Origin of the sequence: Streptomyces sp. NPDC126499, from assembly GCF_040302485.1 — a bacterium.
In the GTDB taxonomy this organism is placed as follows: Bacteria; Actinomycetota; Actinomycetes; order Streptomycetales; family Streptomycetaceae; genus Streptomyces.
The window spans coordinates 238735-256932 of record NZ_JBEOUO010000003.1 but is presented as its reverse complement, the minus strand read 5'-3'; the positions used below and the strand labels follow the sequence as shown (position 1 = coordinate 256932).

The 18198-nt window shown below is 72.0% G+C and carries 18 protein-coding genes and 1 tRNA gene; 17 read left to right on the top strand and 2 right to left on the bottom strand.

The window, feature by feature from the left end; genetic code table 11:
• Positions 1–129 precede the first annotated feature (129 nt).
• The 10 genes from ABTZ91_RS05905 to ABTZ91_RS05860 all read left to right on the top strand — a co-directional run bounded on the left by ABTZ91_RS05905 (position 130) and on the right by ABTZ91_RS05860 (position 7309).
• On the top strand, positions 130–729 hold the full coding sequence (locus ABTZ91_RS05905; protein ID WP_352075885.1) for a hypothetical protein: 600 nt from the start codon (positions 130–132) through the stop codon (positions 727–729).
• Positions 726–1820: a DNA cytosine methyltransferase gene (locus ABTZ91_RS05900; RefSeq protein WP_352075884.1), complete on the top strand. Its 1095-nt coding sequence runs from the start codon at positions 726–728 to the stop codon at positions 1818–1820. The genes ABTZ91_RS05905 and ABTZ91_RS05900 overlap by 4 nt, the downstream gene beginning before the upstream one ends.
• Complete coding sequence (locus ABTZ91_RS05895; protein WP_352075883.1) at positions 1817–2173, top strand: hypothetical protein; 357 nt, start codon at positions 1817–1819, stop codon at positions 2171–2173. The genes ABTZ91_RS05900 and ABTZ91_RS05895 overlap by 4 nt, the downstream gene beginning before the upstream one ends.
• 29 nt (positions 2174–2202) lie before the next feature.
• Entirely contained in the window at positions 2203–2391 is a 189-nt protein-coding gene (locus ABTZ91_RS05890) for a hypothetical protein (RefSeq protein WP_352075882.1), read from the top strand.
• A 10-nt stretch (positions 2392–2401) separates the two neighbouring features.
• A complete protein-coding gene (locus ABTZ91_RS05885; protein ID WP_352075881.1) occupies positions 2402–3067 on the top strand; it encodes a hypothetical protein in 666 nt (221 codons plus the stop codon).
• A gap of 85 nt (positions 3068–3152) precedes the next feature.
• A complete protein-coding gene (locus tag ABTZ91_RS05880; RefSeq protein WP_352075880.1) occupies positions 3153–4040 on the top strand; it encodes a DNA primase in 888 nt (295 codons plus the stop codon).
• Positions 4037–4255, top strand: coding sequence for a hypothetical protein (locus ABTZ91_RS05875; RefSeq protein ID WP_352075879.1), 219 nt, complete (start codon positions 4037–4039; stop codon positions 4253–4255). The genes ABTZ91_RS05880 and ABTZ91_RS05875 overlap by 4 nt, the downstream gene beginning before the upstream one ends.
• Positions 4252–5640, top strand: coding sequence for a phage/plasmid primase, P4 family (locus tag ABTZ91_RS05870; RefSeq protein ID WP_352075878.1), 1389 nt, complete (start codon positions 4252–4254; stop codon positions 5638–5640). Before ABTZ91_RS05875 ends, ABTZ91_RS05870 begins: the two co-directional genes overlap by 4 nt.
• Positions 5641–5714: 74 nt before the next feature.
• Positions 5715–5912, top strand: a complete 198-nt coding sequence (locus ABTZ91_RS05865; protein WP_352075877.1) for a helix-turn-helix domain-containing protein — start codon at positions 5715–5717, stop codon at positions 5910–5912.
• Between the two features lie 38 nt (positions 5913–5950).
• Positions 5951–7309, top strand: coding sequence for a tyrosine-type recombinase/integrase (locus tag ABTZ91_RS05860; protein WP_352075876.1), 1359 nt, complete (start codon positions 5951–5953; stop codon positions 7307–7309).
• Positions 7310–7476: 167 nt separating this feature from the next.
• Here the strand turns inward: ABTZ91_RS05860 and ABTZ91_RS05855 are convergent.
• A tRNA-Arg gene (locus ABTZ91_RS05855) sits at positions 7477–7549 on the bottom strand.
• A 261-nt stretch (positions 7550–7810) separates the two neighbouring features.
• Between ABTZ91_RS05855 and ABTZ91_RS05850 the strand changes: the two genes are divergently transcribed.
• The 7 genes from ABTZ91_RS05850 to ABTZ91_RS05820 all read left to right on the top strand — a co-directional run bounded on the left by ABTZ91_RS05850 (position 7811) and on the right by ABTZ91_RS05820 (position 17298).
• Positions 7811–9637, top strand: a complete 1827-nt coding sequence (locus ABTZ91_RS05850; RefSeq protein ID WP_352075875.1) for a dynamin family protein — start codon at positions 7811–7813, stop codon at positions 9635–9637.
• A gap of 358 nt (positions 9638–9995) precedes the next feature.
• Positions 9996–11807: a GTPase gene (locus tag ABTZ91_RS05845; RefSeq protein ID WP_352076048.1), complete on the top strand. Its 1812-nt coding sequence runs from the start codon at positions 9996–9998 to the stop codon at positions 11805–11807.
• Between the two features lie 232 nt (positions 11808–12039).
• Entirely contained in the window at positions 12040–12534 is a 495-nt protein-coding gene (locus tag ABTZ91_RS05840; RefSeq protein ID WP_352075874.1) for a single-stranded DNA-binding protein, read from the top strand.
• A 247-nt stretch (positions 12535–12781) separates the two neighbouring features.
• Positions 12782–14221 (top strand): Cys-Gln thioester bond-forming surface protein, encoded by a 1440-nt coding sequence (locus tag ABTZ91_RS05835; protein ID WP_352075873.1) that lies wholly within the window; start codon positions 12782–12784, stop codon positions 14219–14221.
• A gap of 296 nt (positions 14222–14517) precedes the next feature.
• The gene (gene ettA / locus ABTZ91_RS05830) at positions 14518–16182 is read left to right on the top strand and encodes an energy-dependent translational throttle protein EttA (protein ID WP_352075872.1); all 1665 of its coding nucleotides are present in this window, start codon (positions 14518–14520) and stop codon (positions 16180–16182) included.
• A 13-nt stretch (positions 16183–16195) separates the two neighbouring features.
• On the top strand, positions 16196–16621 hold the full coding sequence (locus ABTZ91_RS05825; RefSeq protein ID WP_352075871.1) for a thioesterase family protein: 426 nt from the start codon (positions 16196–16198) through the stop codon (positions 16619–16621).
• A complete protein-coding gene (locus tag ABTZ91_RS05820) occupies positions 16618–17298 on the top strand; it encodes a hypothetical protein (RefSeq protein WP_352075870.1) in 681 nt (226 codons plus the stop codon). Before ABTZ91_RS05825 ends, ABTZ91_RS05820 begins: the two co-directional genes overlap by 4 nt.
• 200 nt (positions 17299–17498) lie before the next feature.
• Here the strand turns inward: ABTZ91_RS05820 and ABTZ91_RS05815 are convergent, their stop codons facing one another.
• The gene (locus ABTZ91_RS05815; RefSeq protein ID WP_352075869.1) at positions 17499–18104 is read right to left on the bottom strand and encodes a hypothetical protein; all 606 of its coding nucleotides are present in this window, start codon (positions 18102–18104) and stop codon (positions 17499–17501) included.
• Positions 18105–18198 lie beyond the last annotated feature (94 nt).

Below are 18198 nucleotides of genomic sequence, written 5' to 3'. Positions count from 1 at the left end.
ACCCGCGTCCGGGTCGGCCCCGGATCCGTCCAGGTCGCCCACCTTTCTGACCTGCGTAAACGCGAAGCCGCCCGGGCCGCGTCCAGGTCTCCGCACTAGCCCAAACCGATACATAAGGAGTCAGGCTCTGTGACCGTCCAGACCCTCACCATCCCCGCCGTCCCGGCCCCGGAACTCGCCGACGAGGCGGCGCTCCTGGTCCGCGAGATCGAGCAGTACCTCACTGCCCGCATCCGCACCACCGCGCACCCGCTCGTCACCAAGACCACCGCCGAACTCATCGCCGAAGCCCTCGGCACCGCCCCGGCGCCGGCAGTCGCGGCGCCGGTCCTCACCCCGCCCGCCCGCGCCCTGCGGCTCCTGCCCGACTGGGTCCTCGCCTTCCCGCTGCTCCGCCAACTCCACGGCTCCGGTCGGCAGATCAGCGTCGCCGAGCACCTGGAGCTCACCGCCCTCGTCATCGAGCGCTACGGCTGGCACCGCGGCGCGCTGCGCTCGGCGTCCGGCCATCGCTGCATCCTCGGCGCCCAGGCCGTCCTGTTCCGCCTCGGCTACGGCGACGAGACGACCGCCCTCGCCGCCAGCCACCGCCTTCAGGCCGTTCTCACCGCCCGGGGGATCGCCGAGCCGTACCACCGCTGGAACGACGCCACCGGCCGCACCCGCGCCGAGGTCCTCGGCCTCGTCCGTACCGCCGCCACTCACGCTCGCGAGGAGGCCCGCCGGTGACCGACGACCTGAGGATCGGCTCGCTGTGCACCGGATACGGCGGCCTGGACATGGCCGTCCAGGCCGTCCTCGGCGGCACCCTCGCCTGGGTCTCCGACATCGACCCCGGAGCCTCCCGGATCCTCGCCCACCACCACCCCGAGGTCCCCAACCTCGGCGACCTGACCGCCGTCGACTGGACCGGCGTCGAGCCGGTCGACGTCCTGTGCGGCGGCTACCCCTGCCAGCCGTTCTCGCTGGCCGGCAAGCGGAAAGGAACCGCCGATGAGCGGCACATCTGGCCGTCGATCGCGCACGCCCTTCGCGTTCTACGACCCCGCTACGCGATCTTTGAGAACGTCGCAAACCACCTTCGACTTGGGTTTGCCGACGTTCTCGCCGACCTTGCCCGCCTCGGGTTCGATGCGGAGTGGTGCGCTGTACGCGCGTCGGAGGTCGGCGCTGCCCACGACCGCCGCCGCCTCTTCCTCCTCGCCCGGCCTTCCGACGCCCAGGGCCCGCGACAGTCGGGGGAAGGGCTTCGAGGACGCCTTGCCGAACGTGGTGGCGTTGCTGCCGACCCCGACCGCGTCGGAGGCGACCGGCGCGGGTCACGCGGGCCGGGGCGGGCTGAACCTGCGCCACACGGTGACGCTTCTACCGACCCCGCGCGCCTCGGACGGCGAGAAGGGCGGTCCGAACCAGCGCGGCTCGAAGGGCGACCTGGCCCTGCCGTCCGCAGTGGTGCGGCTGCTGCCGACACCGACCGCGACGGACGCGAAGAGCAGCAGCGGCGCGAACCCGGCATGGGGCCATGGGGAGACTCTGACGGACGTGGCCCGGAGCGTTGGGGCCGCTTCGCCCCCGCCGTCACCCGCTGGGAAACCGTCCTCGGCCGACCCGCTCCCGGGGCAACTGACGCTCGACGTCGCCTGAACCCCGCGTTCGTCGAATGGCTCATGGGCCTCCCCGCCGGCCACGTCACTGACGTCCCCGGCCTCACCCGCACCCAGCAGCTCAAAGCCCTCGGCAACGGGGTCGTCCCCCAGCAGGCCGAAGCCGCCCTCCGCATGCTTCTCGACCGCACCACCCCCGAGGAGGCTCACCCGTGATCTCCCGCGACCGCATCCGGCAGATCCGTGCCGAGTCCGAGTCCGAGCACCGCACCCACGAGTGGGCCGATCGCATCATCGACGAGCTGCTGACCGAGGCCGAGACCCGCAACGCCGTCGACACCGCCGTCCGTGGCATGACCGACACCAAGGGCCGCAACCTCGCCCAGCGCATCGTCACCGTGAAGCGGTACGGCACGCCGCCCACCGCCGCCGAACTCGACGAGGCGTACGACCTGCTCGTCCAGGTCCTCACGGCCGGCGCCAAGTACGGGCTCACGCTCGACGACTGGGACTGGGTCGACGACCTCCCCGGCACCTGCCGCGACCTGATCCGCCACAAGCACCGCTGACCACACCCACCCCCGAAAGGAGATCCGCCGTGGCCATCACCGTCTCGCTCGTCGCCCTCTTCGGCCTCGTCCTGTTCTTCCTCCTGCGCTCCGGAAGCCTCACCTACGGGGCCGCGTTCGTCGCCGCCGGCTTCGGCTTCTTCCTCGCCTCCACCGGCGCCGCCACCCCCATCAATCAGCTCACCAACAGCGTCATCGACGCCCTCTCCAACCTCTGAGGAGCCCCTCTTGCCCACCAAGACCCTGCCCTGGTTCGAGACCCTCACCGACAGCGTCTTCGCCCTCGGCGCCGCCGCCCGCGAGACCCGCACCGCCCACCAGGCCGCCCAGGCCGCCACCGCCCAGTACGACCTCGACCGCGTCCGCCTCCTCGACGGCGAGATCACCGCCCCCGGACTGTTCACCCCGCCCCGGCCCCACGACCGCGCCGTGATGGGCATCGGCAAGGCCCTCCAGGAGTGCCGGGACCGGATGGAGCGCCTCTACACCGACGCCGCCCTCAGCTACGCCTACGGCACCGCGTGGGCCATCCTGCGCGTCCTCGACGGCCAGGAGCCGCCCCGCGTCGAGCTCCGCCTCTCCGCCGAGGGACACCTGACCATCCCGGCCGAGCTCGCCCCCATCCCGCCCGCCATCGAGGGCCTGGGCCGCTGGCGGGACAACGCCAAGTTTGAGAAGGCCCGCCAGCGGTGGTGGGACTGCGACTCCGCCGGCGAGTACGCCTCCGCCCTCGACGAGGAGGACTACCTCACGGACCACGAGGCGTACGAGATGCACCAGGCGTACGACGAAGCGCGGGGCCTGGCCGGCGCCGCCTACGCCTACGGCCTCCTCGCCGAATCCGCCCTCCGCTTCACCCTGCTCGGCACCCGCGCACGCCACACCAAGCCGTAGCTACGCCGAGGGCGGCCCCCGTCTCGCCAAAGCCTGGGGCCGCCCTCGTCTACCAGCACCTTCTACAGAACTGGAGACATCCAGCATGACCCATCCGACGCCGATCCGGCGAGACAACCTGCTCGCCATCGCCCTGCGCCTCGCCTCGGGCAGCGTGCCGGTGCTGCCGCTGCGGGCGGGGAAGGGCCCCTTCGGTAACTGCCCCGACTGCGTCGACAACGCGTGCGGCGGCCGGCCGAACATGAAGACGCCCGGCCCCTGCGCCTGCCCGCGGCCCTGCCACGCGTGGGCCGCCGCCAGCATCGACCCAGCCGTCCTCACCTCGCCTGCCTGGACCCGCGCCTGGGAGCACGCCGAGACCGTCGCTTATCACCCCGGCGGGGCCGGTGTGACCGTGGTCGACCTCGACGACACCGACGCCGTCGCCTGGGCCCGCACCGCCCTTCCCCCGACCCGCACCGTGGCCACCACCCGCGGCGAGCACTGGATCTACCGGGGTGCCATGCGCTCCGCCAACAAGGTCCGACCCGGCGTCGACATCAAGTCGTCCATGGCTTACGCCCGCTGGCTCGGGCCCGGCACCGGTCCGATGACGGTTCTGCCGTCGACCGTCCTCGCCTTGGTGGAGAGGGAAGAGTCCACCCCCGCCCGCGCGGCCGTGGACTCTTCCACCCCGACCCGGTGGGACCGCAGCGTCGCCACCGGTTGCCGCCACACCCCCGCGTTCATCCGGACCGGCCTGGAACGCGGACTCGACAACATCCGGGCCCACCCCGAGCAGGGCGCCGGCACCGCCGCCTACGGTGCCGCTCGATTCCTCGCCTCCCGGCACACCGCCTGCCCTGGCCCCTGTGGCCTCGACGGCATCGCCGAGGAGCTCATCGGCGCCGCCGTCGCCGTCGGAGTCCCGGCCCCGTACGCCCGCCGCTGCGTCACCAACGGCATGAACGCCGCCCTGGGAGCCGTCGCATGACCGCCCGGACCGGCGACACCGGGCAGCCCCGGATCGTCGCCCTGCTGAGGATCTCCGCCCCGGGACGGGATACGACGCCTTCCGCGCGGTCCTGGTGCTCCTGCGGCCGGGACGTGGCTGCGTTCGGGCAACGGAAGGCCGCCGCGCTCATCGAGGACCACACCCGCCACCGCACCGCCTGCCCGCTGCTGACCGAGGGGAAGGAAGCCGCGTGAACGGCACGGAGGAACTGCCCTCGCCGTCCAACCCGCTCGCCGTCGCCCGCCGGATCGTGCCCGACTGGCACACCGAGGACGGACACCTGCGGCTGCGCCGCTGGCGCGGGTCGTGGATGCGGTGGACCGGGACGTGCTGGCGCGAGTACGACGAGCAGCAGATGCGTGCTGGGCTCTACCGACGTCTGGAGCACGCCACCTTCTTCGCCGGCGTCGACAAGAACGGTGAGCCGGAGGTGCGGGAGTGGGCGCCGACGAAGACGAAGATCAGTAATCTTCTCGACGCGCTGAGCGCCATCACCCTCCTGCCCTCGGACGTGGACGCGCCGTCCTGGATCGATGGTGAGGAGGACCGGCACGACGCCAGCCCGATCGTCGCCTGCCGCAACGGGCTCCTGCGGATCCGGGACCGCAAGCTGCTGCCGCACGGGCCCGCCTTCTTCAACATCGTCTCCGTCCCGTACGACTACGACCCCGCCGCGACCGCGCCCACCTGGGAGAGGTTCCTGGCGGGGATCTGGCCGGACGACCCCGAGTCCATCGCCGCCCTTCAGGAGTGGTTCGGCTACGTGCTCTCGGGCCGGACCGACCAGCAGAAGATCCTGCTCATGAAGGGCCCCTCCCGCTCCGGGAAGGGCACCATCGCCCGGATCCTGAAGGAGCTGGTCGGCAAGGAGAACCTCGCCGGGCCCACTCTCGCCGGCCTGGGCACGAACTTCGGGCTCTCCACCCTCGTCGGCAAGCCGCTCGCCGTCATCTCCGACGCCCGCCTGTCCGGCGACGGCGGCCAGGTCGTCGAGCGGCTGCTCACCATCTCCGGCGAGGACACCATCGACATCGACCGCAAGTACCGCGAGCCCTGGACCGGGAAGCTGCCGACCCGGCTCATGGTCCTCACCAACGAGCTGCCGAACTTCGGCGACTCCTCCGGCGTCATCGCCCGCCGGTTCATCGTCCTCAACATGACCGTCTCCTGGCTCGGCAAGGAGGACACCGGGCTCACCGGCAAGCTCGCCGCCGAGATGCCCGGCATCATCAACTGGGCCCTCGACGGCCTCGCCCGCCTGGAGCGCACCGGCCGGATCACCGAGCCCGCCTCCTCGCAGGACGCCGTCACGATGATGCAGGACACCGCCTCGCCCACCTCCGCGTTCGTCCGCGAGCGCTGCACCACCGGCCCCACCCACGAAGTGCCCGTGGACGTGCTGTGGGCCGCCTGGCGTGAGTGGGCCGAGGACAACGGCGTGAAGGCCATCGGGACCAAGCAGCTCTTCGGCCGCAACCTGCTGTCCGTCGTCCCCCAGCTCCACCGCACCCGGCCCCGCGACGCCTATGGCCGGCAGGTGGCCACATACGCCGGAATCACCCTCAACCCGACTTCTTGAGCCGCTTGAGTCGCGATGAGTCGCGACTCAGCGCAATGTCACTCCAACTTTTTCGCCCCGAGGAGGGCACCTCGATGGCCAGCACGCCCAAGACGCGCGCGATGCTCACCGTCCCCGAGCTGTGTGACGAGCTCGGCATCACCCGCTCCACCTTCTACGACTGGCGCCAGAAGAAGCGGGCCCCCCGCTGCGTCAAGCTCCCGAACGGCGCCCTCCGCGTGCGCCGGCTCGACCTTGAGATCTGGCTGGACGAGCACGAGGACGCTGCTTGATGGACACGACGTACGACGTGAAGTTCTGGAAGACCTCGGTGTACGAGGGCAAGCGGAAGACCACGCACACCGTCCGCTGGGAGCTGGAGGGCAGGGAGTGGCGCAAGCCCTTCGCCACCGGCCCCCTCGCCGAGTCCTTCCGCTCGGGCCTGCTGACCGCCGCCCGCAAGGGGGAAGCGTTCAGCCTGTCCACGGGCCTGCCGGTCTCGTACCAGTCGCGGGCGACCTCCGAGAACTGGTACGACTTCGCGGTCCAGTTCGTTGACCACATCTGGGACCGGACGTCCGCCAACAACCGGCGCAACGTCGCGAAAGCCCTGACCCCCATCACCGTTGCCCTGCTCCGGTCCAAGCCGACCATGTTCGACGGGGTTGACCTCCGGCGCGCTCTTCGGGAGTACGCGTTCAACAAGAACCGGCGCGACCAGGCCCCGCCCGAGGTCGCCGTGATCCTCCGGTGGGTGAAGCGCAACACGCTCGCCATGTCGGCCTGGGAGGACGAGGAGACGGTGGAGGCCGTGCTGCGCGCGGCCGGGACGAAGCTGGACGGGAAGCCGGCCGCCCCCAGCTCGGTGCGGCGCAACAAGCGCATCCTGAACGTCCTGATCGAGTACGCGGTCAAGAAGAAGGTGCTCAAGGAGAACCTCCTGCCAAAGGGCAAGGGCACTGCGGCATCGAAGACGTCGTCGGCAGTCGACAAGCGGTCCCTGCTCAGCGTGGGGCAGGCGGCGGCCATGCTCGGCTGGGTGCACGCCCGGCCACGGGGAGGCCGGCGGCTGCACACGTTCTTCGCAACGATGTACTACGCGGGTGCCCGGCCGGAGGAAGTGGTCGCGATCGACGTCGGGGACGTGCGGCTGCCTGCCGCCGACGCCGAGGACCAGTGGGGTGAGCTGCTGATCCACACCGCTCAGCCCGAGGTCGGCAGGACGTGGACGGATACGGGGGAGGTCCGGGACGAGCGCGGGCTGAAGGGGCGGGCGGCGGACGACATGCGCACGGTGCCCTGCCGCCCCGCGCTGACCCGGATTCTGCGTGCCCATATCGAGAAGGAAGGGCTCAAACCGGGTGATCTCCTGATTCAGGGAGAAAAGGGCGGGATGCTTGCCGGGTCCGTCATTCGACGAGCGTGGCGCAGCGCTCGAAAGGAAGTGCTCGGGGCGCACGAATTCGAGTCCCCCCTCGCCCGTCGGGTGTACGACCTCCGCCATACGTGTCTGACCAACTGGCTGAACGCCGGCGTGCCGCCCGCGACCGTGGCGGAGTGGGCAGGCAACAGCGTGCCGGTGCTGCTCGCGACCTACGCCCGCTGCGTCAACGGTCAGCTCGATGACCTGAAGAAGCGCATCGAGGACGCGGGTGCGCTACCGCATCCGGCCGGGCCCGAGGCTGTCTGAGAACTTCACCGCGTATTCTCCGCAGCCACCCGCAGGAACCCGGTAACAGCCGGACACCGCCGGACACCTCCCGTGGCTCTCAGGAGCGTGTCCGGCGCCCTGCGGCGATCACGAAAACCGCCCCTGACCAGCAAAAAGGCCCCTCCCGAAGGAGGGGCCTCGCTGTGCGCCCCCGGCAGGACTCGAACCTGCGGCCAAGTGCTTAGAAGGCACCTGCTCTATCCGCTGAGCTACGGGGGCCGGTGGTGGCCGGGTCAAGGATAGGGCTCCCGTCGGCCTGGCCAGGGTGCTTCACCTGCGTGGCACGATGTGGAGGTTCGGTGAAGCGGTCCGATAATCGCAGGCAGGTGCGATTCGCGCAGCGCTTTTCGCGCCACTCGGGCCGGGTGTTGTGCACTCGTTATGCCCGAGGTCCCCGGCTACATCCGTTCGGTCGGCGCGCAGGGGGTCAATACGCTTCAAAAAGGCTCCAAAATTGGGCATTCTTCGCATGTGGTGACCTTGGACGAACGGCCTCAGCTGATCGACGCACTCTCCGCCCTGCGCGACTGTGTCGCCGCCGTGCGTCTTCCCCTCCCCCTCCCAGGCGCCCCCCGGGCCCGGCAGACCCGGGCCGAGCTGCTCGCCCAGCTCGACGACTACCTGGTGCCGCGGCTGAAGGATCCCGACGCGCCGCTGCTCGCGGTCGTCGGCGGGTCGACCGGAGCCGGGAAGTCCACGCTCGTCAACTCACTCGTGGGGCGGCGTGTCAGCGAGGCCGGGGTGCTCAGACCCACCACCCGCACGCCGGTCCTGGTGTGCCACCCGGAGGACCACCACTGGTTCGCCGGGATGCGCGTGCTGCCCCAGCTGACCCGCGTCTGGCTGCCCCAGCAGGACGACGACCACCCCGCCGAGGAGCCCCCCGAGGACAACGCCCTGCGGGTCGAGACGGCCGCCACCCTGCCCCGCGGGCTCGCCCTGCTCGACGCGCCCGACATCGACTCGCTCGTCGTCGAGAGCCGGCTCCTCGCCGCCGAGTTGATCTGCGCCGCCGACATCTGGGTCATGGTCACCACCGCGTCCCGCTACGCCGACGCCGTCCCCTGGCACCTCCTCCGTACCGCCAAGGAGTACGACGTCACCCTCGTCACCGTCCTCGACCGCGTGCCCCACCAGGTCATCGGCGAGGTCTCCCGGCAGTACGAGGCGCTGCTCGACAAGGCGGGCTTCGGCGACCTGCCCCGGTTCACCATCCCCGAGCTGCCCGAGTCCACCGGCGGCGGCAGCGGGCTGCTGCCCGACAACGCCGTCGCCCCGCTGCGCGGCTGGCTCGCCCACTGCGCCCAGGACCCGGCCGCCCGCCAGCAGGCCGCCGGCCGGACCGCTTCCGGCGTGCTCGATTCCCTCGACACCCGCATGCCCGAGCTCGCCGGGGCGGTCGCCGCCCAGTACGCCGCGGCCGTACGCCTCGGCGGCGCCGTCGAGGCCGCGTACGAGGAGCAGGGGCAGCGGGTCAGGGAGCAGCTGCGGCGCGGGGCCGTCCTCGCCGGTGACGCCCGTACCCGCTGGCGCGCCTACCCGCGCGACAGCTCCGCCGACGAACTCCTCGACGCCCTCGTCGAGTCCCTGACCGCGCTCGTGCAGTGCGCCGTCGCCGCCGCCGACGAGCGGGTACGGGACGCCTGGCGCCGGGAGCCGGCCGCGGGCGCCCTCGTCCCGGGCCGCGGCGCGCGGGTCGGTCCCGGGGCACCCGACGAGAGCCGGGACGCGGGCGAGCGGATCGCCATGACGGTACGGCGCTGGCGGCGCGTACTGGAGGAGATGGTCGAGGAGGAGGTGCGGGAGACGGAACGCCTGTCCACCGCGGGCGGCACGGTCCGAAGGGCCGGGCGGGGGGCCGGGCGAGGGGCCGGGCGGGGAACCGGAGGCTCGTCCGGGAACGGCTCCGGCCACGGTTCCGGATATGGCTCGGGACCGGGATACGGCTCGGGATACGGCTCCGGGCGAGACTCCGGACGCGAGTCCGAGCGCGGCCCCGGGCGCGGGGGCAGGCGGGGCGCCGCCGCTTCGCACCCCGACACCGAGACGCTCACCGCCCTCCTCGCCGCCGTCCTTCTCGGCGGCCGCCGCACCCGGGCCGCGGGCGACCGGCTCGCCGAACTCCTCGGTGCCCAGGGCGCCCTCCGCCTGTGCGACAAGGGCGGCGAACTGCTCACGACGTACCTCGACCGCGCCCTGCACGCCGAACGCGACCGGCGTCTCGCCCCCCTCGACGCCCTCGACGTGACCCCCGAGCCGCAGGCCGAGCTGATCGCCGCGCTCTCCCTACTGCAGAAGGAGAAGTGACGCAGTGGACGCAGTGGACGGAGTGGATGCAGTGGACGGAGTGGGCTCCGTGGGCTCAGCCGCCCCACCGGCGGCCCCACCGGCCCCGGTGACGCCGACAGCCCCGACAGCCCCGGTAGCCCCGGTAACCCCCGTGACGCCGACGACCCCCACGGCCCCCGTGACCCCGGTGACGCCGACGACCCCCACGGCCCCGGTCACCCCGGTCACCCCGACGCCCCCCGCCACCCCCAAGAGCCCCGCGGCCCCGGCCCCCCACCCCGCCACCAACCCCCCCACCCCTGAAGGCGACCCCGCCACCAACCCCTCCGCCCCTGACGGCGAGGGCGGTGACCGGGGCCGCAGCTGGGACGACGGCCTGATCGCGCGGCGCGCGGCCGGCCGGGCCGCCTCCCGGGACCACCGAGGGCCGGGCCCAGGCCAGGACCCGAGGGCCGAGGACGACGAGAGCGACGGCCTCCCGCCCCTCGGGGGGGCCTATAGCGGCGTCCTGCGTGCCCGGCTCGACGCGCTCCACGAACTCGTCGGCCTGTCCCGTACGAGGGTCGAGAGCGAGACGCTCGCCGAGGCCGGCCGGGTCCTCGACGAGGCCGCCGCCCGGCAGCGGCTGTCCACCCGGCACACCGTCGTGGCCATCGCGGGCGCCACCGGCAGCGGCAAGTCGACCCTCTTCAACGCCCTCGCCGGCGTCCCCGTCTCCGAGACCGGACTGCGCCGCCCCACCACCGCCGCCCCGGTCGCGCTCACCTGGTCCGAGGGCGCCGCCGGCCTCCTCGACCGGCTCGGCATCCCCGGGCGGCTGCGCCGCAGGCCGCTCGCGGGCGGCGCGGCCGACGCCGAGCTCCAGGGGCTCGTCCTGGTCGACCTGCCCGACCACGACTCGGCGGTCACCGCCCACCGCGACACGGTGGACCGGCTGCTCGGGCTCGTCGACGCGGTGATCTGGGTGGTGGACCCGGAGAAGTACGCGGACGCGGCCCTGCACGAGCGGTACCTGCGGCCGCTCGCCGGACACGCCGAGGTCACCTTCGTCGTGCTCAACCAGATCGACCGGCTCGGCACCGAGGCCGCCGACCTCGTCCTCGACGACCTGCGCCGTCTCCTCGACGAGGACGGTGTGGCGCTCGGCGAGCACGGGGAGCCCGGCGCGACCGTCCTGTCCCTCTCCGCGCTGACCGGGGAAGGCGTGCCGGAGCTACGCGAGCTGCTCGGCCGGTTCGTCCAGGAGCGCACCGCCCCCGAACGGCGGCTGTCCGCCGACATCGACGCCGCCGCGGCCCGGCTGCGGCCGGTGTACGTGGCCGACGGCCGGTCCGGGCTCGGCGAACGGGCCCGCGAGGAGTTCGCCGACCGGCTCGCGGTCGCGGTCGGGGCCAGGGCGGCGGGCGAGGCCGCCGAGCGGGTCTGGCGGCGGGGCGCCATCCGCGCCTGCGGGACGCCGTGGCTGCGGCTCTACCGCTGGTACGAGCGGGTCCGCGCGCACGGCAGCACCGATCCGCGCCTCCACGCCCCGGTCGAGGACGAGCTGACCGCCCGCCAACGCGTCGAACAGGCGGTACGGATCGTCTCCGACGAGGCCTCCCGCGGGCTGCCCGCGCCGTGGGCCCAGGCGGTCCGGGAGGCGGCGCAGCGAGGGGCCGAGGGGCTTCCGGAGGCCCTGGACGAACTGACGGTGACCATGGGCGACCCGGCCGCTCGGCCGCCCCGTCCGGCGTGGTGGCCGGCCGCGGTCCTCGCGCAGGTGGTGATGACCTTCCTGCAGATCTTCGGCGCGCTGTGGCTGGTGGGCCAGATCGCGGGTGTGGTGGAGCCGCTGCTGTGGCCGCCGGTGCTGATCATGGTGACCGGGATCGTCGGCGGTCCCCTGGTGGAGTGGGCGTGTGCGGCGGCCGTACGGGGGCCGGCGCGGCGTTACGGGCAGGAGGCCGAGCGCAGGCTGCGCGAGGCGGCCGCCGCCTGCGGCCGGGCCCGGGTGCTCGACCCGATCGCGGCGGAGCTGATGCGCTACCGGGAGGTGCGCGAGCAGTACGTGACGGCCTCGGGCGCGACGCGGGTGGTGAGCCGGATCGCGGGCGCCGGCATGGGCGGCGGAGGCGGACGCATGGGGGCCGGAGGGTTCGGCGGGACCCGGTTCGGTCCGGCGAGGGCGGGTGGCGCGCGGGTGAGGTGAGGGGGGAGGGGGTGAGCCGGGAGGGTGGTGCGTCGGAAGGGTGGCGCGTCGGGAGGACGGGCGGAACCACTCCTTCGGGTGACGGAGTTGTCCACAATCTTCCGTGTGTCCACAGGCTTCAGCGGGTTTCTCCGGCCGGGTCCAGCATGGATTCCGAGAACGCCGATGACAGTGCGAACGCGGCGAACGCGGTGAAAGCCGTGCGTCCGCACGGAAGCTGAGGAGTGGGCAGATGAACGAGACGATGGTGACCCTGGTCGGGAACGTGGCGACGAACGTGGAGTTCCGGGAGACCGTGACGGGCGGGGTCGCGCGCTTCCGCTTCGCGGTGACGGCCCGTCGCTGGGACCGCGAGCGCGCGGTCTGGACGGACGGCGCGACCAGCTTCTACACGGTGTCCGCCTGGCGCTCGCTGGGCGCGAATCTGGCGGCCTCGGTCTCGGTGGGGGAGCCGCTGGTGGTGCACGGCCGGCTGAGGGTGCGGGAGGAGGAGCACGACGGCCGCCGGAAGACCTTCGTGGACGTCGACGCGCTGGCGGTGGGTCACGATCTGACCCGGGGGACGGCGGCCTTCCGCCGCACGATGCGGCAGAACACCGACATGACGACCTCTCTCACGACGTCCGTACCGGAGCAGCGAGTTCCGGATCCGTCGGCTCCCGACCCCTGGCAGACTCCGCCACCCGTCGTTGAAGGGGCCCAACCGCCTGCGGTAATCGCTTCCTGACGGACCGTCGTGGGGATTTGTCGATACCGTGACCTGCGGTTTCACCATCAACTTCCGCCGGTGATAACGATTTCGAGTCGGAATGGTTATCAGACCGTACGACGGGACACAGGAGGCTTCCCCGTCCCTAGGATTCCCGGGTACTCATGAGGCGCTTGCTTCCAGTGGGTCAGTGAGTCTGCTGGCGGGTGCTCCCCCCACGCGTATCGATCGATGTCGCGGAGCAGCCTGCCCGGAGGGGAAATCCATGTTTTCTGTACGGAGGCGCGGCGCTGCCCGCCTTGCCGCCGCGACCGTGGTCTCCGGCCTCGTCGCGGCGGGCGCGATAGCCGTCGCCGGACCTGCGGCGGCCGACGAGGGCTCCACGAGCGGCGGGGGTGTCTCCGCGACGCTGGGTGATCTCGCCGAGGCCGGCAAGATCGACATCACCGTCAAGAACGGCAAGGGCGAGGAGGAGATCCGTACCTACCGGGGCGGTCTCTTCTCCCTCGCCGTCAACGGCGGCGGTTCGCTCAAGGCCTACTGCATCGACCTGTTCACGCCGACCCAGTCGGGCGTCAAGTACAAGGAGGTCGGCTGGGACGAGTCGACCCTCCACGACAACGCCGACGCCGGCAAGATCCGCTGGATCCTGCAGAACTCCTACCCGCAGGTGGACGACCTGACCGCGCTGGCCGCCAAGGCCGACGTCAAGGGCAGCCTGACCACGGAGGAAGCGGCCACGGCCACGCAGGCGGCGATCTGGCACTTCTCGGACAAGATCAAGGCCACTCCGCAGGACGCCGAGGCCAAGCAGCTCGCCGCGTACCTCGTGGAGAAGGCGCAGAAGGCCGAGGACCTCTCCGAGCCCTCGGCGACGCTCGGTCTCTCCAAGGGTTCCCTGGCGGGCAAGGCCGGCGGCCGCCTCGGCCCGACCAAGGTGAGCACCAACGCCACCGCCACCGTCTCCCTGCCCTCCGACACCCCGGCGGGCGTCAAGGTCGTGGACAAGGACGGCAAGGTCGTCACCTCCGCCAAGGACGGCGACGAGCTCTACATCGACGTGCCGGCCGGCACTCCCGACGGGTCCGCCAAGGTCAGCCTGCAGGCCAACACCAAGGTGAACGTCGGCCGCGCCTTCGCCAGCACCGAGGCCGAGCGCAAGCAGACCCTGATCCTCGCCGGCAGCAGCCAGTCCACGGCCAAGGCCGAGTTCCAGGCCACCTGGGCCAAGCAGGGCCCCGTCCCGGCCGTCGACTTCAAGGAGAACTGCGCCGAGGGCGGCGTGGACATCACGGTCTCCAACAAGGGCGACGAGGACTGGGTCTTCGAGCTCAAGGGCGTGAAGCGGACGATCGCCGCCGGCAAGTCCGAGACGATCACCGTCCCGGTCGCCGAGGACTCGGCGTACAAGTTCACGATCGCCGGCCCGAACGGGTTCGAGAAGGTCATCGAGGGCGTCCTCGACTGCAAGACGGCCACCCCCGGCCCGAAGCCGTCCGAGACCCCGGCTCCGTCCGAGAGCCCGGCCACCGGCGGCAGCACCGGTTCCGCCGGCACCACCGGCTCCACCACCGGTGGCGGCGACCTCGCCGAGACCGGTAGCTCCAACGCCACCCCGATGATCGCCGGCATCGCCGTCGCGCTCGTCGCGATCGGCGGCGGCGCGATGTTCTTCCTCCGCAAGAAGAAGGCGGCCGGCCAGTAAGGCGCCCGCAGCACAAGCAGCACCCGCAGTACCCGGGGCCGCCCTGAGCGGCGGCCCCACCCGACGGCCCCGTCGCGCACCGCGCGCCGGGGCCGTCCCGCTGTCCGCGGCCGGCCTCCCCCAAGGGGATACCGGACACCGCCACCCGCCGGACACCCAGCGTGACCGGAAGGCCACCGCCCCTCCGGCACAAGGCGCAGGTCAGCCGGTCCCGCGGGTACGGGTTTCCGCCGATGGGGCTCGGTCAGGCAAGATGGGGTCTATCTGCCCACTCACTCTTTGCCGGACGGTTTCTCTTGGCTGAGTACATCTACACCATGCGCAAGGCGCGCAAGGCGCACGGCGACAAGGTCATCCTCGATGACGTGACGCTGAGCTTCCTGCCCGGCGCGAAGATCGGTGTGGTCGGTCCGAACGGTGCCGGTAAGTCCACCGTGCTGAAGATCATGGCCGGTCTGGAGCAGCCCTCCAACGGTGACGCGTTCCTCACGCCCGGCTACTCCGTCGGCATCCTCATGCAGGAGCCGAAGCTCGACGAGACCAAGACCGTCCTGGAGAACGTCGAGGACGGCGTCGCCGAGATCAAGGGCAAGCTCGACCGGTTCAACGCCATCGCCGAGGAGATGGCCACGAACTACACGGACGAGCTCATGGCGGAGATGGGCAAGCTCCAGGACGACCTGGACCACGCCAACGCCTGGGACCTCGACGCCCAGCTGGAGCAGGCCATGGACGCGCTGGGCTGCCCGCCCGCCGACTGGCCGGTCACCAACCTCTCCGGTGGTGAGAAGCGCCGCGTGGCCCTGTGCAAGCTGCTGCTCGAGGCCCCCGACCTGCTGCTGCTCGACGAGCCCACCAACCACCTCGACGCCGAGTCGGTGAACTGGCTGGAGCAGCACCTCGCCCAGTACAAGGGCACCGTCGTGGCCATCACCCACGACCGGTACTTCCTCGACAACGTCGCCGAGTGGATCCTCGAGCTCGACCGCGGCCGCGCCCACCCGTACGAGGGCAACTACTCGACCTACCTGCAGAAGAAGGCCGAGCGCCTCAAGGTCGAGGGCAAGAAGGACGAGAAGCGCCAGAAGCGCCTCAAGGAAGAGCTGGAGTGGGTCCGCTCCAACGCCAAGGGCCGCCAGGCCAAGTCCAAGGCCCGCCTCGCCCGCTACGAGGAGATGGCCGCCGAGGCCGAGAAGATGCGGAAGCTGGACTTCGAGGAGATCCAGATCCCGCCGGGCCCGCGCCTGGGCTCGGTCGTCGTCGAGGTCAACAACCTCTCCAAGGCCTTCGGCGACAAGGTCCTCATCGACGACCTGTCCTTCACCCTGCCCCGTAACGGCATCGTCGGCGTGATCGGCCCGAACGGCGCCGGCAAGACCACGCTGTTCAAGATGATCCAGGGCCTGGAGACCCCCGACTCCGGCGACATCCGGGTCGGCGAGACCGTCAAGATCTCGTACGTCGACCAGACCCGCGCCAACATCGACCCGAAGAAGACGCTGTGGGCCGTCGTCTCCGACGAGCTGGACTACATCAACGTCGGCCAGGTCGAGATGCCGTCCCGCGCCTACGTCTCCGCGTTCGGCTTCAAGGGCCCGGACCAGCAGAAGCCGGCCGGCGTGCTCTCCGGCGGTGAGCGCAACCGCCTGAACCTGGCGCTCACCCTCAAGCAGGGCGGCAACCTGCTGCTCCTCGACGAGCCCACCAACGACCTCGACGTCGAGACCCTGTCCTCGCTCGAGAACGCGCTCCTCGACTTCCCCGGCTGCGCCGTGGTCGTCTCCCACGACCGCTGGTTCCTCGACCGGGTCGCCACGCACATCCTGGCGTACGAGGGCGACTCCAAGTGGTTCTGGTTCGAGGGCAACTTCGAGTCGTACGAGAAGAACAAGGTCGAGCGGCTCGGCCCGGACGCCACCCGTCCGCACCGCGCCACCTACAAGAAGCTGACCCGAGGCTGAGGCAGACCGCCGCATGGCACGACACATCTACTCCTGTCCCCTCCGCTGGTCGGACATGGACGCCTTCGGGCACGTCAACAACGTCGTCTTCCTCCGCTATCTGGAGGAGGCGCGGATCGACTTCATGTTCCGGCTCGCGCCGGGGAACGGGAGCCCGTCGTTCTCCGGCGGGTCCGTCGTGGCCCGCCACGAGATCGACTACGTACGGCCGCTGGTCCACCGGCACGAGCCGGTGACCATCGAGTCCTGGGTCACGAAGATCGGCGCGGCGTCGCTGACGATCGCGTACGAGATCAAGGATCCGGACGTGACGTACGTACGGGCGTCGACGGTCGTCGTGCCCTTCGACCTCCAGGAGCAGCGCCCGCGCCGCATCACCGAGGAGGAGCGGGCGTTCCTCCAGGAGTACGTCGACGACGGGATGACGTCCGCGCCATGACCGCCCTCGCGCCGCTGCACTTCGCCGACCCCAGGGAGGCGGCGGGCCTCGCCGCCTTCCTGCGCCGGCTGCTCCACTACGACCGCGCCGCCGCCGTCCGCCTCCAGGCGGGCGAGGGCGGCGCGCTCGCCGTCTTCGGGCGACCTCCGTCGTTCGAGGTGCTGGCGATCCGCGCGGCGCGGCTCGTCGACGCGGTGGAGCTGGACGTGACCGTGTCCGCCGGTGAACTCCTCGAAGGCATCGAGGAGTCGGCGGGCAAGGCGGTCGTCCCCGACAGCGTCACCGGCCCGCCCTGGGCCGGGGTCCTGCCGCCGCGCGGCGGCTGGGAGCCCGTCGCCGGAGTGCCGTCCGCCGCCGAGATGCGGAGCGCGGTCGCCGCGGCGGTGGCCGAGTTCCGGTCCCGCGACGAGGCCCTGCCCGAGCAACGGCGGACCCGGGCCGAACGCGACCGCATCGGCCGCGAGATCTGGTCCCGCACACTGGCCGACACGGGCCTCCCGCTGCGCGCCGTCCACGCGGCCCAGTCCCTCGGCTTCCTCCCGGACCTCCCCGACGAGGACCTGCCGGTGGTGCTGTTCGCCGCCGGCCCCTGGCTGCGGCTGCGCACCCCGTACGGCTCGGTCGCGTTGCGCAGCGCCCCGATGTCGCTGACGGTCAGCCCGCGCACGGCCGGCTGACGGACCTGCCTGCGCCCGGCCCGCGCAGGGAACGGCCCGCGCACGGAACGGCCCGCGCACGGAACGGCCCGCGCACGGAACGGCCCGCGCACGGAACGGCCCGCGCACGGAACGGCCCGCGCACGGAACGGCCCGCTGATGGACCGTCCCGCTACGGACCGGCCCGACGGTGGACCGGACCGGCCGGAGGGCGGCAGGGCTCAAGCGCCTGGACGACCGCCGCCGGTCCACCCCTCTCCCGCGACCACTACGACCGAGACGAGCGCCGACAGCGCGAGCAGGATCGACGGGACGACCGGGGAGCCACGGGACTTGTTGTGCTTCTCCAGGACCGGGTCCATCCGGTGGGCCGGGTCGTAGGCGATGCGGACGGTCTTGCCGGCCTCGCCGATCCGTTCCTCGGCGGTGAACTCCGAGGGGTAGCCGCCGGGGCAGTCGAGCGGATGGTGGTACAGCCACTTGTCGCTCGGCGCGCCCTCGCCGAAGGTCGGATGGTAGGTCGCCCTGGCCTTGCCGGTGATCTCGCAGGTCACGACCTCGGCGCGGACCCGGGAGTCCCGGGCCTCCACCCACACCGCGCCCAGGCCCGCCACCAGCAGCACCACCGCGGCGATGCTGCCGCCCTCCCGGAACAGCGCGTTGTGCGCGAGCAGGGCGACACCGGTCAGGACCAGACCGGCGAGCACCGCGATCAGGGTCGGTACGCGTACGGGGCTGCGCATGCTCCAGCCCGCCCACAGGTGCAGCAGCACACCGGCGCCCGTGGGCACCAGCACCGCGCCGAGACACGCCAGAGCCCTTCTCATGGGCGGTCACCCCCGGATACGAGGACGCGTACGGCTCCGGCGCGGTTTCCCCGCCCGTCCGCAGACCTCGCAGACCTCGCCGGCCTCGGCGGCC

Excerpts from the sequence above, each read along its gene's own strand:
- ABTZ91_RS05835 (WP_352075873.1), top strand. The coding sequence starts at position 12,782 with ATGTTTTCTGTACGGAGGCGCGGCGCTGCCCGCCTTGCCGCCGCGACC.
- ABTZ91_RS05820 (WP_352075870.1), top strand. The coding sequence starts at position 16,618 with ATGACCGCCCTCGCGCCGCTGCACTTCGCCGACCCCAGGGAGGCGGCG.
- ABTZ91_RS05825 (WP_352075871.1), top strand. The coding sequence starts at position 16,196 with ATGGCACGACACATCTACTCCTGTCCCCTCCGCTGGTCGGACATGGAC.
- ABTZ91_RS05815 (WP_352075869.1), bottom strand. The coding sequence starts at position 18,104 with ATGAGAAGGGCTCTGGCGTGTCTCGGCGCGGTGCTGGTGCCCACGGGC.
- ABTZ91_RS05875 (WP_352075879.1), top strand. The coding sequence starts at position 4,037 with ATGACCGCCCGGACCGGCGACACCGGGCAGCCCCGGATCGTCGCCCTG.
- ABTZ91_RS05840 (WP_352075874.1), top strand. The coding sequence starts at position 12,040 with ATGAACGAGACGATGGTGACCCTGGTCGGGAACGTGGCGACGAACGTG.
- ABTZ91_RS05865 (WP_352075877.1), top strand. The coding sequence starts at position 5,715 with ATGGCCAGCACGCCCAAGACGCGCGCGATGCTCACCGTCCCCGAGCTG.
- ABTZ91_RS05880 (WP_352075880.1), top strand. The coding sequence starts at position 3,153 with ATGACCCATCCGACGCCGATCCGGCGAGACAACCTGCTCGCCATCGCC.